This is a genomic window from Achromobacter pulmonis (assembly GCF_902859765.1).
Classification (GTDB): Bacteria; Pseudomonadota; Gammaproteobacteria; order Burkholderiales; family Burkholderiaceae_B; genus Achromobacter; species Achromobacter pulmonis.
Genome location: NZ_CADIJV010000001.1, coordinates 36,587 through 51,618, shown reverse-complemented (window position 1 = coordinate 51,618; position 15,032 = coordinate 36,587). Strand labels below are relative to the sequence as shown.

General features: G+C 68.2%; 12 protein-coding genes and 1 pseudogene. 9 read left to right on the top strand and 4 right to left on the bottom strand.

Annotation, left to right across the window (positions count from 1 at the left end):
• Positions 1 to 40: 40 nt before the first annotated feature.
• Both HV701_RS00215 and HV701_RS00210 read right to left on the bottom strand, forming a co-directional pair.
• Positions 41 to 1,024, bottom strand: coding sequence for a Bug family tripartite tricarboxylate transporter substrate binding protein (locus HV701_RS00215; RefSeq protein ID WP_175131144.1), 984 nt, complete (start codon positions 1,022 to 1,024; stop codon positions 41 to 43).
• Between the two features lie 180 nt (positions 1,025 to 1,204).
• Entirely contained in the window at positions 1,205 to 2,104 is a 900-nt protein-coding gene (locus tag HV701_RS00210; protein WP_175131143.1) for a LysR family transcriptional regulator, read from the bottom strand.
• Positions 2,105 to 2,250: 146 nt separating this feature from the next.
• Between HV701_RS00210 and HV701_RS00205 the strand changes: the two genes are divergently transcribed.
• The 4 genes and pseudogenes from HV701_RS00205 (at position 2,251) to HV701_RS27000 (ending at position 6,816) form a co-directional block, all read left to right on the top strand.
• On the top strand, positions 2,251 to 3,165 hold the full coding sequence (locus HV701_RS00205; RefSeq protein ID WP_175131142.1) for an SDR family NAD(P)-dependent oxidoreductase: 915 nt from the start codon (positions 2,251 to 2,253) through the stop codon (positions 3,163 to 3,165).
• A gap of 7 nt (positions 3,166 to 3,172) precedes the next feature.
• A complete protein-coding gene (locus tag HV701_RS00200) occupies positions 3,173 to 4,033 on the top strand; it encodes a MaoC/PaaZ C-terminal domain-containing protein (protein WP_175131141.1) in 861 nt (286 codons plus the stop codon).
• Complete coding sequence (locus HV701_RS00195; RefSeq protein WP_175131140.1) at positions 4,030 to 5,268, top strand: CaiB/BaiF CoA transferase family protein; 1,239 nt, start codon at positions 4,030 to 4,032, stop codon at positions 5,266 to 5,268. Before HV701_RS00200 ends, HV701_RS00195 begins: the two co-directional genes overlap by 4 nt.
• A gap of 113 nt (positions 5,269 to 5,381) precedes the next feature.
• Positions 5,382 to 6,816 (top strand): annotated as a pseudogene (locus tag HV701_RS27000) (PAS domain-containing protein).
• 115 nt (positions 6,817 to 6,931) lie between these two features.
• Here HV701_RS27000 and HV701_RS00185 read toward each other — a convergent pair.
• Complete coding sequence (locus HV701_RS00185; protein ID WP_175131139.1) at positions 6,932 to 8,455, bottom strand: fumarate hydratase; 1,524 nt, start codon at positions 8,453 to 8,455, stop codon at positions 6,932 to 6,934.
• A gap of 247 nt (positions 8,456 to 8,702) precedes the next feature.
• Positions 8,703 to 9,470, bottom strand: coding sequence for a crotonase/enoyl-CoA hydratase family protein (locus HV701_RS00180; protein WP_175131138.1), 768 nt, complete (start codon positions 9,468 to 9,470; stop codon positions 8,703 to 8,705).
• A 257-nt stretch (positions 9,471 to 9,727) separates the two neighbouring features.
• On the opposite strand from HV701_RS00180, the gene glyQ reads away from it, so the two are divergent.
• Genes glyQ through HV701_RS00155 form a run of 5 tightly spaced genes read left to right on the top strand, consistent with a single transcriptional unit; the run spans position 9,728 to position 15,012 of the window.
• A complete protein-coding gene (glyQ, locus tag HV701_RS00175; protein WP_175131137.1) occupies positions 9,728 to 10,639 on the top strand; it encodes a glycine--tRNA ligase subunit alpha in 912 nt (303 codons plus the stop codon).
• The gene (glyS, locus tag HV701_RS00170) at positions 10,640 to 12,778 is read left to right on the top strand and encodes a glycine--tRNA ligase subunit beta (protein ID WP_175131136.1); all 2,139 of its coding nucleotides are present in this window, start codon (positions 10,640 to 10,642) and stop codon (positions 12,776 to 12,778) included.
• Positions 12,775 to 13,314 carry a D-glycero-beta-D-manno-heptose 1,7-bisphosphate 7-phosphatase gene (gene gmhB, locus HV701_RS00165; RefSeq protein ID WP_175131135.1) on the top strand — a complete coding sequence of 180 codons (540 nt, stop codon included), beginning with the start codon at positions 12,775 to 12,777 and terminating at the stop codon, positions 13,312 to 13,314. Before glyS ends, gmhB begins: the two co-directional genes overlap by 4 nt.
• The gene (locus HV701_RS00160) at positions 13,314 to 14,042 is read left to right on the top strand and encodes a lysophospholipid acyltransferase family protein (protein ID WP_175131134.1); all 729 of its coding nucleotides are present in this window, start codon (positions 13,314 to 13,316) and stop codon (positions 14,040 to 14,042) included. The genes gmhB and HV701_RS00160 overlap by 1 nt, the downstream gene beginning before the upstream one ends.
• Positions 14,029 to 15,012 carry a M48 family metallopeptidase gene (locus tag HV701_RS00155; protein ID WP_175131133.1) on the top strand — a complete coding sequence of 328 codons (984 nt, stop codon included), beginning with the start codon at positions 14,029 to 14,031 and terminating at the stop codon, positions 15,010 to 15,012. The genes HV701_RS00160 and HV701_RS00155 overlap by 14 nt, the downstream gene beginning before the upstream one ends.
• The last annotated feature ends 20 nt before the right edge of the window (positions 15,013 to 15,032 follow it).

Genomic DNA, 15,032 nt, shown 5'->3' with positions numbered 1-15,032 from the left:
CGGGGTTCGCGCCAGGCGGCCGGGGACGGCAGCGGGCCGCCTACTCCAGCTTGATCCCCGCCTTGTTGATCACCTCGCGCCATTTGACGACCTCGCCGCGCACGAACGCGCCGAACGCCTCGGGGCTGCCCGGCCGGGGCTCCGCGCCCGCGGCCAGCATTGCCTTGGCCGTCGAAGGATCGGACAGCACTTTCACCATGTCCGCGTTCACCCGCGCCACGATCTGCGCCGGCGTGCCCTTCGGCGCCATCAACCCGCTCCACGAATACGCCTCGTAGCCGGGCAATCCGGACTCGGCGATGGTCGGCACCTCGGGCAGCATGCTCGAGCGCGCGGGATTGCCCACGCCCAGCGCCCGCACCTTGCCGGTCTTCAGGTGCGGCACGGCCGAGGGGCCGTCCGCGAACATCACCTGCACCTGGCCGCCCAGCAAGTCCTGCATCGCCGGCGCGCTGCCGCGATAGGGAATGTGCTGGATCTTCACGCCCGCCATCGCGTTGAACAGTTCGCCTGCCAGATGCGTGCCGCCGCCCGTGCCGGACGAGCCGAACGACAGCCTGCCCGGATTCGCCTTGGCGTAGGCAATCAGTTCGCTCACCGAATTCACCGGCAGCGACGGATTCACCACCAGCACGATCGGGAACACCGCCGCCATGCCCACCGGCACGAAATCACGGTTGATGTCATAGGTGAGGTTGTCGCGCAAGCTGGGCAGCACGGCATGGTGAATGGAGGCGAAGAAAAAGTTGTAGCCGTCCGGCTCGGCCTTGGCGGCGAATTGCGCGCCAACGATGCCGCCCGCGCCCGAGCGGTTGTCCACCACCGTCGGCACCGACCACAGGTGGCCGAGCGGCTGCGCCGTGAAGCGCGCGGTGGTATCGACCGGGCCGCCCGCGGGAAACGGCACGATGAACGTTACGGCATGGCCGGGCCAATTGGCGGCGCGGGCGAAAGGGGTCAGCAAGGTCGAGGCGCACACGGCGCCCAGCCCCGCGATGACGCGGCGGCGTTGGGAATCTGGCAAGGCGGTCTCCTGGGTTTCGTTTTTGTCGGCGGCGTGGCCGGGCTTTTTTTTATTATTTGCCGCACAGCCGCGCTTTGCCGCTACACATTTGCAAAAGCCCCTCTTTCGCCGCACGCCCAGGTTCGACGGCCGGACGCTCCCGCACCCCTTGCCGCATCGCGGCGACGGCGCCCGTTCGCGCTACTGCCCCCGCGCCGCGCGCTGCACGTGCTCGATGAAGCACTCGGCGAAACTGGGCAGGTCGCGGCCGCGCTGGCGGCACAACAGCCGGTCGCGCAGCGCCCAGGAGTCTTCCAACTTCAGCACGTGCAGGGCGTCGGGCCGGCTGTAGCGCGCGGCGCAGGCGCGCGGCACCACCGCGATGCCGGCCCCCGCCTCGACCATGCGGCACACGGCCTCGAAGCTGCCTACGTGCACGCGCTGGCAAATGCGCTTGCCCAGGCCGCTGGCGATGTCTTCCAGGAAGGTCTGGATGGCGCTGTCGGGATGGATGCCGACGAACTGGTAGGCGTCGACCAGATCGGCGAAATGGGCTGACGTCGATGCCGCCAGCGGATGGTCCAGCGCCGTCACCACCGTGAGCTCATCGCGGAACAGCGGGGTCACGTCCAGGCCCTCGACATCGATGTTGCCGGCCACCAGCCCCAGGTCGCCGGCGCCGGCGCGAATCGCGATGACGATGTCGCCCGAGATTTTCTCCTCCAGTTCGACATCCACGTCCGGGTTCTCGGCCAGGAAGGTCGACAGGGCGTCGGCCAGGAACGAATTGGTGGCGGTGGTGTTGGCCAGCAGGCGCAGCCTGCCCTTCAGCCCGCTGGCATAAGGCTGCAGGTCGGCGTTCAGGCATTCGAGCTGGCGGAACACGGCGTTGGCGTGTTTCAGCAGCACCTCGCCGGCTGGCGTCAGCGCCACGCCCGTGGCCATGCGCACCAGCAGGCGCGCCTTGAAGGCCTCTTCCATGTGCTTGACGCGCGCGCTGGCGGCGGGCAGCGACAGGAACGTGCGTTCGGCCGCACGGGTCAGATTGAGCGTCTCTCCCACGTTCACGAAGAGCCGCAGGTCAGTCAGGTCATGTCTCATGTTCCACCACACAGAAGGGGGGCATTTCTAATTTTGAATTCTTCGAATGCCGTGACGAACATACCATGGTGCAACCCCGTAAACCATACGGTTTGACGCGGAATGGTTTCCCTCGCGGCGTGCCGCGGCATCAGGAGTGAGTCCCAATGAGCGGTATTGTTTCCGGCAAGGTAGTGGTCGTTACCGGCGCGGGCGGCGGCATCGGCCGCGGCATCGCGTTGGCCATGGCGCGGGCGGGCGCCAAGGTGGTGGTCAACGACATCGGCGTCTCGCTTACCGGCGAAGGCGGCGGCGAAGGCCCCGCGCAGGCCGTGGCGCGCGAAATCACCGCGGCCGGCGGACAGGCCGTCGCCAACACCGACAGCGTGGCCGCCTACGACAGCGCCAGCCGCGTCATCCAGACCGCCATCGACGCCTTCGGCCGCATCGACGCGGTGGTCAACAACGCCGGCAATCTGCGCGACCGCGTGTTCCACAAGATGAGCGAAGAAGAATGGCGCCAGGTCATCGACGTGCATCTGAACGGCTCGTTCTTCATGAGCCGCGCCGCGGCGCCGTATTTCCGCGAACAGGAAGCGGGCGCCTTGGTGCACATGACGTCCACCTCGGGCCTGATCGGCAACTTCGGCCAGGCCAACTACGCTGCCGCCAAGCTCGGCATCGTGGCGCTGTCCAAGTCGATCGCGCTGGACATGGCGCGCTACAACGTGCGTTCGAACTGCATCGCGCCGTTCGCCTGGAGCCGCATGACCAGCTCCATTCCCGCCGAGACCGACGAGGAAAAGGCGCGCGTCGAGAAACTCAAGAAGATGGAAGCCGACAAGGTCGCGCCCATGGCCGTGTACCTGGCCAGTGACGCGGCCAGCGCCATCACCGCGCAGGTGTTCGCGGTGCGCGCCAACGAGATCATGCTGATGAGCCAGCCGCGGCCGCTGCGCAGCATGCACTACAGCGAAGGCTGGACGCCCGAGCTGATCGGCGAGATCGCCGTGCCCGCCATGCGCAAGCACTTCTACGCGTTGGAGCGCTCGCCCGACGTGATCGACTGGGATCCCATTTGAGGCCGCCATGCCGCTCGACTATGCAACCGTGAAGCACTGGCGCTTCGACGACGTGCGCCAGCACTACGACGACAAGGACACCATGCTGTACGCGCTGGGCATCGGCCTGGGGCAGGACCCCGAGGACCCCCGGCAGTTGCGCTACGTGTACGAAAAGGACCTGCGCGCCTTTCCCACCATGAGCGTGGTGCTGGGCTACCCCGGATTCTGGATGAGCGACCCGCGCGCCGGCATCGACTGGGTGCGGCTGGTGCATGGCGAGCAGCGGCTGGCGGTGCACGCGCCCTTGCCCACGTCCGGCACCGTGATCGGCAGGAGCCGCGTCACCCACGTCATCGACAAGGGCGCGGACAAGGGCGCCATCGTCATCACGGAGCGCACCCTGCACGACAGCGCCGGCGCGCACCTGGCGACGCTGCAACAGAGCACCTTCTGCCGTGGCGATGGCGGCTTCGGCCAGGGCGACGCCGGCCCCGAACCGCTGCCCGCCGCGCCGCAAGGCGAACCCGAACGCCGCTGCGAACTGCGCATCCCGCCGCAGGCGGCGCTGCTGTATCGCCTGAACGCCGACCGCAATCCGCTGCACGCCGACCCCGAGGTTGCGCACCAGGCCGGCTATCCCAAGCCGATCCTGCATGGTCTGTGCTCCTACGGCGTGGCCGCGCATGCGCTGGTCAAGAGTTGGTGCGACTACGATGCCGCGCGCCTGACGCGGCTGGACGCGCGCTTCTCGGCCCCGGTCTATCCGGGTGAAACCCTGCAATGCGACATGTGGCGCATGGCCGATGGCCAGATCCGCTTCATCGCCCGCGCCGTCGAGCGCGACATCGTCGTCATGAGCCACGGCACCGCCGAGGTGCGGCCATGACGCGCCCGCCCGCGCTGGACGGCATCCGCGTGCTGGACCTGTCGCGCATCCTGGCCGGCCCGTGGTGCACGCAGAACCTGGCCGACCTGGGCGCCGACGTCATCAAGATCGAGCGCCCCGGCGTGGGCGACGATACCCGCGCCTGGGGGCCGCCTTTCCTCAAGGATGGCGAGGGCGTCGACACCAACGAGTCGGCCTACTATCTCAGCGCCAACCGCAACAAGCGCTCGGTCGAGGCCGACATGGCCACGCCGCAAGGCGCGGCGCTGATCCGCGAACTGGCCGCGGTCAGCGACATCCTGGTGGAGAATTTCAAGGTCGGCGGCCTGGCCAAGTACGGACTGGACTACGCCAGCCTGAAGGCCATCAACCCGCGCCTGATCTATTGTTCGGTCACCGGCTTCGGCCAGGACGGGCCGTTCGCGCGGCGCCCTGGCTACGACTTCATGATCCAGGGCATGGGCGGCCTGATGAGCATCACTGGTGAACGCGACGACCTGCCCGGCGGCGGCCCGCAGAAGGCCGGCGTGGCGGTCACCGACATCGTCACCGGCATGTACGCCACCGTGGCCATCCTGGCGGCGCTGCAGGAACGCCATCGCAGCGGGCTCGGGCAGCATCTGGATATCGCGCTGCTGGACAGCCACGTGGCGCTGCTGGCCAACCAGAATTCCAACTACTTCAATTCCGGCGTGGCGCCGACGCGCGCCGGCAATGCCCACCAGAACGTGGTGCCCTACCAGGTATTCGCCGCCAGCGACGGCCACCTGATCGTCGCCACCGGCAACGAATCGCAGTACCGCGCCTATTGCAACGCCATCGGCGCGCCGGAACTGGGCGACGATCCGCGCTTTGCCAGCAACCGGCTGCGCGTGACCCACCGCGAGGAACTGGTGGCGATACTGGCCGCCATCATGCGCCAGGGCGCACGCGACGACTGGATCGCCAGGCTGGAGGCGGTCGGCGTGCCCTGCGGGCCGATCAACAACATCGCCCAGGCGTTTGCGCACCCGCAGGCGCAGGCGCGGCAGCTGCGCCGCGACCTGCCGCATCCGGCGGGCGGTGTCGCGCCCGTCACCGCCAGTCCGTTGCGCTTTTCGGATTCTCCGGTGGTGTATCGGCGCGCCCCGCCGCTGCTGGGCCAGCACACCGAGGAAGTGCTGCGCGAGGTGCTGGGCAAGTCGCCGCGGGCCATCGCGGAATGGATGGAGACGCATCGCCAAGGCGCTGAGTGACGCCCCCACATATCGGACAACATAACGAATGAAGGCGCGCATCCGGCGAGGGTTTTGATTCTATGATTCGGGCCACCGATTCATTCACCGCCCATCGCGCCGAGCGAGCCTTCATGCCAGCGATCCGCCCCCTCAAGCGCCTGTTCCGCCGCGAACGCGATACCCGACATGCCGACCTGCAAGGGCAGCTCGCGGCCATCCACAAGGCGCAGGCGATCATCGAGTTCGACCTGGACGGCCATGTACTGGCGGCCAACCGGAATTTCCTCGACCTCATGGGCTACGCGCTGAGCGAGCTGGTGGGCCAGCATCACCGCCTGTTCGTCGCGCCCGAGCGCCGCGATTCGCAGCAGTACCGGGCCTTCTGGGACAAGCTCAAGCGCGGCGAATACGACGCCGGACGCTATCGCCGCATCCACAAGGACGGCAGCGACGTCTGGCTGCAGGCCAGCTACAACCCGATCCTCGACCCGCAGGGCCGGCCTTTCAAGGTGGCCAAGTATGCGATGGACGTCACCGAGCAGCAGTGCCGCCAGGCCGACACCGAAGGCCAGTTGGCGGCCATCTCCAAGGTGCAGGGCATCATCGAATTCGAACTGGACGGCACCATCATCCGCGCCAACGACCTGTTCCTGGAGGCGATGGGCTATCGCGCGGACGAATTGCGCGGCCGCCATCACAGCATGCTGGTGCTGCCCGAGGAAGTGCGCGCCCCGGCCTACCAGGACTTCTGGCGCAAGCTGCGCGGCGGCCAGTACGACACCGGCCAGTACCTGCGCATCGGCAAGAATGGCCGGCGCGTCTGGATCGAGGCCAGCTACAACCCCATCTTCGACGCCGAGGGGCGGCCGTTCAAAGTGGTGAAATTCGCCACCGACATCACCAAGCGCTTCACCGCCGCGCAGACGCTGCGCGTGGCGGTGCAAGGCCTGACCGAGAACGCCGAACGCGCCAGCCAGGCCAATATCCTGGCACGCGATGCCTGTCGCGTTGCCGAGGATGGCGGCAAGACCGTGGCCGGTGTGGTGGCCACGATGGGCGCCATCACCGACAGCTCGCGGCGCATCTCCGAAATCATTGGCGTGATGGACGGCATTGCCTTCCAGACCAACATCCTGGCGCTGAACGCCGCGGTCGAAGCGGCGCGGGCCGGCCCGCACGGCCGGGGGGTTCGCGGTGGTGGCGGCGGAAGTGCGCAGCCTGGCGCAGAACAGCGCCGCCGCGGCCAAGGAGATCAAGCACCTGATCACCACCTCGGTCGAGCAGATCGGCAACGGCGCCGAACAGGTGCAGTCCGCTGGCGCAACCATGGAGAACATCGTCACCTCGTCGCGCCGCGTCACCGAGATCATGGGCGAAGTCGTGGAAGTGTCGCTGGCGCAGTCGGCCAAGCTGGGCGAAGTCACCGAGGACATCACCCAGATGACGGCCGAAGCGGCCCAGGAACTGCAAGGCGTCTATGACGCGCAGCCCAGCCCCGCCAAGGCCGGCACAACGACCGGCGCGCGGACGTCCGCCCAACCGGCGCTGGAATACGTGCGCTACTGAAACAGGCGCGCTGCGGCGGACGAACGAAATGAGGCCCCCACGCGGGCGCGCCATGCATCGCCAAAAAAAAATCGGGCGCCGTGATCGGCGCCCGATTTGCGTTGCCGCTGCCGGCTTACGCCACGGCGACGGGAATCTTGCCGATCCTGGCCTGCCATTCCTTCGGGCCGGTGGTGTGGACCGAGGTGCCCTGGGCATCCACCGCCACGGTCACCGGCATGTCCTTCACGTCGAACTCGTAGATGGCTTCCATGCCCAGGTCCGCAAAGCCCAGCACCTTGGCGCCGCGGATCGCCTTGGACACCAGGTAGGCCGCGCCGCCCACGGCCATCAGGTAGGCCGAGCCGTGCTTCTTGATCGACTCGATGGCGACCGGGCCGCGCTCGGACTTGCCGATCATGGCGATCAGGCCGGTCTGCTCCAGCATCATGTCGGTGAACTTGTCCATGCGGGTCGCGGTGGTGGGGCCGGCCGGGCCCACCACTTCGTCGCGCACCGGATCGACCGGACCGACGTAGTAGATGACGCGGTTGGTGAAGTCCACCGGCAGCGGCTCGCCCTTGGCCAGCATGTCCTGGATGCGCTTGTGCGCGGCGTCGCGGCCGGTCAGCATCTTGCCCGACAGCAGCAGGGTCTGGCCCGGCTTCCAGCTGGCGACTTCTTCCTTGGTCAGCGAGTTCAGGTCGACCTGCTTGGACTTGTTGTAGTCCGGCGCCCAGTGCACTTCCGGCCATTCGGACAGCGACGGCGGGTCCAGGCGCGCCGGGCCCGAGCCGTCCAGCTCGAAGTGGGCATGGCGGGTGGCCGCGCAGTTCGGGATCATGGCGACGGGCTTGGAGGCCGCGTGCGTCGGGAAGGTGTTGATCTTGACGTCCAGCACCGTGGTCAGGCCGCCCAGGCCCTGGGCGCCAATGCCCAGCGCGTTGACCTTTTCGTACAGTTCGATGCGCAGCGCTTCGAGCTTGTTCTGCGGGCCGCGGGCCAGCAGTTCGTACATGTCGATGTCTTCCATCAACGACTGCTTGGCCATCAGCATGGCCTTTTCGGCGGTGCCGCCGACGCCGATGCCCAGCATGCCCGGCGGGCACCAGCCGGCGCCCATGGTCGGGACCGTCTTGAGCACCCAGTCCACCAGCGAATCGCTGGGGTTGAGCATGGCGAACTTGGACTTGTTTTCCGAACCGCCGCCCTTCGACGCCAGCTGCACGTCGACCTTGTCACCCGGGACCAGTTCGACGTGCAGGATACAGGGGGTGTTGTCGCGGGTGTTCTTGCGGGCGAACAGCGGGTCGTCCAGCACCGAGGCGCGCAGGGGGTTGTCCGGGTTCAGGTAGCCGCGGCGGACGCCTTCGTCGCACAGTTCCTGCAGGGTGCGCTTGGTGTCGAAACGCACGCCCATGCCGACCTTCAGGAAGACGTTGACGATGCCGGTGTCCTGGCACAGCGGACGCTTGCCCTCGGCGCACATGCGCGAGTTGGTCAGGATCTGGGCCATCGCATCGCGCGCGGCCGGGCTTTCCTCGCGCTCGTAGGCGCGCGCCAGGTGGCGGATGTAGTCAACGGGATGGTAATAGCTGATGAACTGGATGCCATCGGCTATCGACTGGATGAAGTCTTCTTCTTTGATGAGGACGGACATGGCGATATGCGATTAACGAAGGGATAACGTGAAAACGCGGCCGCCCTACCGGCCAGCCGCGCGGGTGAAAGGAATACTTTTCTTTTGCCGCCGGGCCGCCCCAAGGCAAAAGGGCCCCCCTGGGGGGCAGCCAGCTCGCGCAGCGGGCGCGGCGTGGGGGTCTCTCCCCCGCCGGGCCGCCCCAAGGCAAAAGCCCCCCCTGGGGGGCAGCCAGCTCGCGCAGCGGGCGCGGCGTGGGCGCATTCATTCATTTGCCTTGCCAGACCGGCTTGCGCTTTTCCGCGAAAGCCGTGGCGCCTTCCTTGGCGTCGGCCGACGCGAAGATATGGGCGATCAGCGGACGCTGGCGGTTGAACATCTCTTCCTGGGTCCAGTCGCCGGACTGCGCCACGATGCTCTTGGCGGTCTGCACCGACAGCGGGCCGTTTTCGACGATGGCGCGGGCCAGCTCCAGCGCGCCGGCCAGGGCGCCGCCCGGCTCGGTCAGGCGATTGACCAGGCCGAAGCCGTAGGCGCGCTCGGCGCCCAGCATGTCGCCGGTCAGGATCACTTCCATGGCGATGTGGTACGGCAAGCGGCGCGGCAGGCGCAGCATGCCACCGGCGCCGGCCACCAGGCCACGCTTGACCTCGGGCAGGCCGAACTTGGCATTGCTGGCGGCCACGATCAGGTCGGACGCCAGGGCCATCTCGCAACCGCCGGCCAGCGCGTAGCCCTCGACCGCGGCGATCAGCGGCTTTTTCGGCGGCGCTTCGTTCAGCCCGGCGAAGCCCCGGCCCTCGACGTAGGGGCGCTGGCCCGACTTGGCGAAGGCCTTCAGGTCCATGCCCGACGAGAACGTCCCGCCCGCGCCCGTCAGGATGCCGATGCGCACGTCGTCGCGGCTGTCCATCTGATCCAGCGCGGCGGCCATGGCCTGGGCGGTTTCCAGGTTGATGGCGTTCTTGGCCTCGGGGCGGTTGATGGTGATGATCTGGATGCCGTCGGCGACTTCCACCTTGATCAGGTCAGACATGCGGATGCTCCTTCCGGGGGGGTTGGATGTTGGTTTTATATAAGACAGGTCAACCCGGAATGATACGACCAATGCCCGCCCGCCGCAGGGCGGCGCCCGGGCGGTGTCCACCTGGGACACGTCGCGGCAAAGATGTAACCGCGTGGATGTAACCGTGATTCCGGGGTCCGGCCCCAGGGCCGCCCCGGGCCAGTTAAAATGCCGGGTTTCCCACGCCCACGGCAAACGTCGCCCGGCGACCGAATTCCAAGAATCCTATGCTCACCTTTCAGCAAATCATCCTTACGCTCCAGGAATACTGGGACAAGCAGGGTTGCGCCCTGCTGCAGCCCTACGACATGGAAGTCGGCGCCGGCACCTCGCACACCGCCACCTTCCTGCGGGCGATCGGCCCGGAACCCTGGCGCGCGGCCTACGTGCAGCCCTCGCGCCGGCCCAAGGACGGCCGCTACGGCGAAAACCCCAACCGCCTGCAGCACTATTACCAGTACCAGGTGGTGCTGAAACCCGCGCCCCCGGAAATCCTGGACCTGTACATCGGCTCGCTCAAGGCGCTGGGCATCGACCCCACGCAGCACGACATCCGCTTCGTCGAGGACGACTGGGAAAACCCCACGCTGGGCGCCTGGGGCCTGGGCTGGGAAGTCTGGCTGAACGGCATGGAAGTGACCCAGTTCACCTACTTCCAGCAGGTCGGCGGGCTGGATTGCACCCCGACCACGGGCGAGATCACCTACGGCCTGGAACGCCTGGCCATGTACCTGCAGGACGTGCAAAGCGTGTACGACCTGGTCTGGACCGAAGGCGCCAACGGCAGGCGCGTGCTGTACCGCGATGTGTTCCACCAGAACGAAGTGGAACAGTCGACCTACAACTTCGAGTACTCGTCGGCCGAGATGCTGTTCGCGCACTTCAACGACTACGAAGCCGAGGCCAAGCGCCTGATGGACGTGCCGCTGGCCCTGCCCGCCTACGAGGCCACGCTCAAGGCCGCGCACACCTTCAACATGCTGGACGCGCGCGGCGCGATCAGCGTCACCGAGCGCGCCGCCTACATCGGCCGCATCCGCAACCTGTCGCGCGCCGTCGCGCAGGCTTATTACGATTCCCGCGAACGACTGGGCTTTCCCATGCTGGGCCGCGACCAGGCCGCCGGGGAGGCTGCATAAATGACGACGAACATCCGCCCCCTGCTGGTCGAGCTGCTGACCGAAGAACTCCCGCCCAAGGCCCTGCAGAAGCTGGGCCAGGCTTTCGCCGAAGGCGTGCGCGCCACGCTGGCGCGCCACGGCCTGCTGGCAGACGGCTGCACCGTGCAGCCCTACGCCACGCCGCGCCGCCTGGCGGTGCGCCTGTCGGCCGTGCTGGCCCAGGCGCCCGACCAGGCCTACGCCGAAAAGCTGATGCCGGTGAAGATCGGCCTGACCGAAGACGGCAAGGCCACCCCGGCGCTGCAGAAGAAGCTGGCCGCCAAGGGCCTGGAGAACATCGACCTTTCCACCCTGGAACGTGAATCCGACGGCAAGCAGGATTACCTGGTCGCCCGCGGCACCGCCCCCGGCGCCGCGCTGGCCGCCGGCCTGCAGGAAGGCATCGACGCGGCCATCGACGGCCTGCCGATCCCCAAGGTCATGCGCTACCAGCTGGCCGATGGCGTCACCACCGTCAAGTTCGTGCGCCCGGCGCACGGCCTGATCGCGCTGTTCGGCGCCGACGTCGTGCCCGTGGCCGCGCTTGGCCTGAATGCCGGCCGCGACACGCTGGGCCACCGCTACATGAGCAGCGGCGCCATCGCCATCGCCGATGCCGACGCCTACGCCGCCACCCTGGCCGAGAAGGGCCGCGTAGTGGCCTCGTTCGAAGGCCGCCGCGACGAGATCCAGCGCCAGTTGCTGGCGCACGCCGGCCGCCTGTCGGCCACGCTGGGCGACGACCCGGAAGTGGCCGCCCTGCTCGATGAAGTCACCGCCCTGGTCGAACACCCCACCGTCTACGTGGGCGAGTTCGAGGAACAGTTTCTGCAAGTGCCGCAGGAATGCCTGATCCTGACCATGCGCCTGAACCAGAAGTACTTCCCGCTGTTCGACCCGGCCAGCGGCCGCCTGACGCACCGCTTCCTGATCGTGAGCAACATGCACACGGACAACCCGGTGAACATCGTCGAAGGCAACCAGCGCGTGGTGCGTCCGCGCCTGGCCGACGCCCAGTTCTTCTTCGAGACCGACCGCAAGACGCCGCTGGCCGCGCGCGTCGAACAGCTGGGCTCGATCGTCTACCACAACAAGCTGGGCACCCAGCTCGAACGCGTCGAACGCGTGCGCGCCATCGCCCGCGATGTGGCCGGCAAGCTGGGCGGCGACGTCGCCGCCGCCGACCGCGCCGCCCTGCTGGCCAAGGCCGACCTGGGCTCGAACATGGTGGGCGAATTCCCCGAGCTGCAAGGCATCATGGGCGCCTACTACGCCGCCGGCGACGGCGAGCCGGACAGCGTCGTGCAGGCGCTGCGCACCCAGTACCGCAACCGCTACGACACGCCGGTCTCGCAGGACGACCTGACGGCCGCCACGCTGTTCATCGCCGAACGCGCCGAAACCCTGGTCGGCATCTGGGCGATCGGTCTGGCGCCCACCGGCGAACGCGACCCCTTCGGCCTGCGCCGCGCCGCGCTGGGCCTGATCAGCGCCTTCGAGCAACTGGCCGCCGGCGGCTGGCTCAAGCTCAACCAGGACGGCCCGCTGTCGCTGGACGGCCTGCTGGCCGCCACCGCCGCCACCTTCCCGGCCGGCAAGATCCCCGCCGAGACGCTGGCCGAGGTGCGCGCCTTCATCTATGAGCGCTACCGCAACCAGCTGATCAACGAACATGACCGCAACGCGGTCGAGGCCGTCGTCGCCCTGACGCCGCCGCTGCACCAGGTGGCCGCGCGCGTGCGCGCCGCCGCCGCCTTCGCGCAGATGCCCGAGGCCGCCAGCCTGGCCGCCGCCAACAAGCGCATCGGCAATCTGCTCAAGAAGGCCGAAGGCGAGATCGGCGCGGTCAATGCCGACGCCCTGGTCGAACCCGCCGAAAAGACGCTGGCCGCCGCCATCGCCACGCTGCGCCCGCAAGCCGAGGCGCAACTGGCCGCCGGCGATTTCGCCGCCAACCTGCGCACCCTGGCCCAGGCGCGCGAACCGGTGGACGCCTTCTTCGCCGACGTCATGGTGATGGCGGAGGACCCGGCGGTGCGCGCCAACCGGCTGGCGCTGCTGGGGCAGTTGCACACCCTGATGAACCAGGTCGCTGACATTTCCAGGCTGGCACAGTGAAACTCATCATCCTCGACCGCGACGGCGTCATCAACCAGGACAGCGACGCCTTCGTCAAGCATCCCGACGAATGGATCGCCCTGCCCGGCAGCCTGCAGGCCATCGCCCGCCTGACCCAGGCGGACTGGACGGTGGTGGTCGCCACCAACCAGTCGGGCCTGGCCCGCGGCCTGTTCGACATGGACACGCTGACCGCCATCCACACCAAGATGCGGCGCGAGCTGGCCGCGGCCGGTGGCAGCGTCGATGCCATCTTCATGTGCCCGCACGGCCCGGACGACAACTGCACCTGCCGCAAGCCGCGTCCCGGCCTGTTCGAGCAGATCGGCCACCGCTATGATGCCGAGCTGGCCGGCGTGCCGGCCGTGGGCGACTCGCTGCGCGACCTGCAGGCCGCCGCCGCGGCCGGCTGCTCGCCCTGGCTGGTGCGGACCGGCAATGGCGGGAAGACGCTGGCCAAGGGTGGCCTGCCCGAGAGCACCCGGGTCTGCGACGACCTGTCGGCCGTGGTCGACGCCCTGCTGCAGGACAACTGATGGCCTGGCTGCGCTCGCTCCTCTACTTCCTGTTCCTGTCCGTCACGGTCATCCCATACGCGTTCGCCTGCGTGCTGTGGGCGCCGCTGCCGCAGCACCTGCGCTACAAGCTCACGGTGGGCTGGCCGCGCCTGGCGATCTGGGGCGCCAAGGTCATCTGCGGCATCCGCTGGCAGGTCAAGGGCTGGGAAAATCTGCCCGACGGCCCGGCGGTGCTGCTGTCCAAGCACCAGTCGGCCTGGGAGACCCTGTTCTTCCCGGCCCACATGCCGCGCGAGGTCTGCTTCGTCTACAAGAAGGAACTGCACCTGGTGCCGTTCTTCGGCTGGGGCCTGGCGCTGCTGCGCATGATCGCCATCGACCGCGCCAAGGGCCGCGACGCCTTCGAACAGGTGGTCAAGCAGGGACAGGCAAGGCTGGACGAAGGCCGCTGGCCGCTGCTGTTTCCCGAAGGCACCCGCGTGCCGCCAGGCAAGACCGCGCGCTTCAAGATGGGCGGCGCGCTGCTGGCCTCGCGCACCGGCGCGGTGGTCATCCCGGTGGCGCACAACGCCGGCGAATGCTGGCGCCGCAACGCCTTCGTGAAACATCCGGGCATGGTTACGCTGTCCATCGGTCCCGCGATAGAATCGAAAGGAATCTCCCCCGAGGAACTGAACCGGAAAGTCCAGGACTGGATCGAAGGGGAAATGCGGCGTCTCAATCCAGAAAGGTATGCCCAGCACTGACCAGCTCGAACTCCTGTTCGACGTGCAAGACGCCGATGCGTCCCTGGACGCATCGGCGCTGACCGCGTCTCCCGCGCCCCGCAAGGCGCCGGTGGCCACGCCCCCCGCGCCGCTGTTTCCTCCCGCCGCCGCCGGCGCGCCCGGGCCCGCCGGCGAACCGCTGCTGACGCCATCGCCCAACGCCGCCGCGCGCGTGCCCACTCCCTGCCCCGATCCGCTGCCGCCCGGCGCGCGCTGGCGCGAGGTGGACACCGACCCGCAACCCATCGGCTTCGTGCTGCTGCGCTCGCGCCGCCGCAGCATCGGCTTCGTCATCACCGACGACGGCCTGCGCGTCACCGCGCCCAACTGGGTCACGCTGACGCAGATCGACGACGCGGTGCGCGAAAAATCCCGCTGGATCGTCGCCAAGCTGCGCGAGTGGCATACCCGCAAGCAGCAGTTGGCGATGGCGCACACACGCTGGCAGGCCGGCGGCGAGCTGCCCTACCTGGGCAAGCGCATCGTGCTCGGCGTGGGCGGCGACAGCCGTCAGACCCGCCTGTCCGGCGACGCCGAAGCGCCGGCTGACGGCGACACGCTCTGGCTGGCACTGCCGGCCGACGCCGACCAGGGTCGCGTCCGCGATGCCGCCCAGGCCTGGCTGCAACAGCGCGCCGGTGCCTGGTTCGGCGCCCGGCTGGCGCATTTCCTGCAGATCAGCGGCCTGAAGATCCGCCGCTGGCGCCTGTCGTCCGCGGCCACGCGCTGGGGTTCGTGCACCAGCGACGGCAACATCATGCTGAACTGGCGCCTGATCCACTTCGCGCCGGCCATCATCGACTATGTCATCGCGCACGAACTGGCCCACCTGCGCGAAATGAACCACAGCCAGGACTTCTGGCGCGAAGTCGGCCAGATCCTGCCGGATTTCGAAGCAGCGAAAAACGTACTGCGACGCCACGACCCGGCGTCGCTTCCTCAGTTCTAGGCCGGTTGCGCCCGCCGCGG

Coding starts and splice junctions, on each gene's coding strand:
- HV701_RS00205 (WP_175131142.1), top strand. CDS start 2,251: ATGAGCGGTATTGTTTCCGGCAAGGTAGTGGTCGTTACCGGCGCGGGC.
- HV701_RS00195 (WP_175131140.1), top strand. CDS start 4,030: ATGACGCGCCCGCCCGCGCTGGACGGCATCCGCGTGCTGGACCTGTCG.
- glyS (WP_175131136.1), top strand. CDS start 10,640: ATGACGACGAACATCCGCCCCCTGCTGGTCGAGCTGCTGACCGAAGAA.
- HV701_RS00185 (WP_175131139.1), bottom strand. CDS start 8,455: ATGTCCGTCCTCATCAAAGAAGAAGACTTCATCCAGTCGATAGCCGAT.
- HV701_RS00160 (WP_175131134.1), top strand. CDS start 13,314: ATGGCCTGGCTGCGCTCGCTCCTCTACTTCCTGTTCCTGTCCGTCACG.
- HV701_RS00180 (WP_175131138.1), bottom strand. CDS start 9,470: ATGTCTGACCTGATCAAGGTGGAAGTCGCCGACGGCATCCAGATCATC.
- glyQ (WP_175131137.1), top strand. CDS start 9,728: ATGCTCACCTTTCAGCAAATCATCCTTACGCTCCAGGAATACTGGGAC.
- HV701_RS00200 (WP_175131141.1), top strand. CDS start 3,173: ATGCCGCTCGACTATGCAACCGTGAAGCACTGGCGCTTCGACGACGTG.
- HV701_RS00210 (WP_175131143.1), bottom strand. CDS start 2,104: ATGAGACATGACCTGACTGACCTGCGGCTCTTCGTGAACGTGGGAGAG.
- HV701_RS00155 (WP_175131133.1), top strand. CDS start 14,029: ATGCCCAGCACTGACCAGCTCGAACTCCTGTTCGACGTGCAAGACGCC.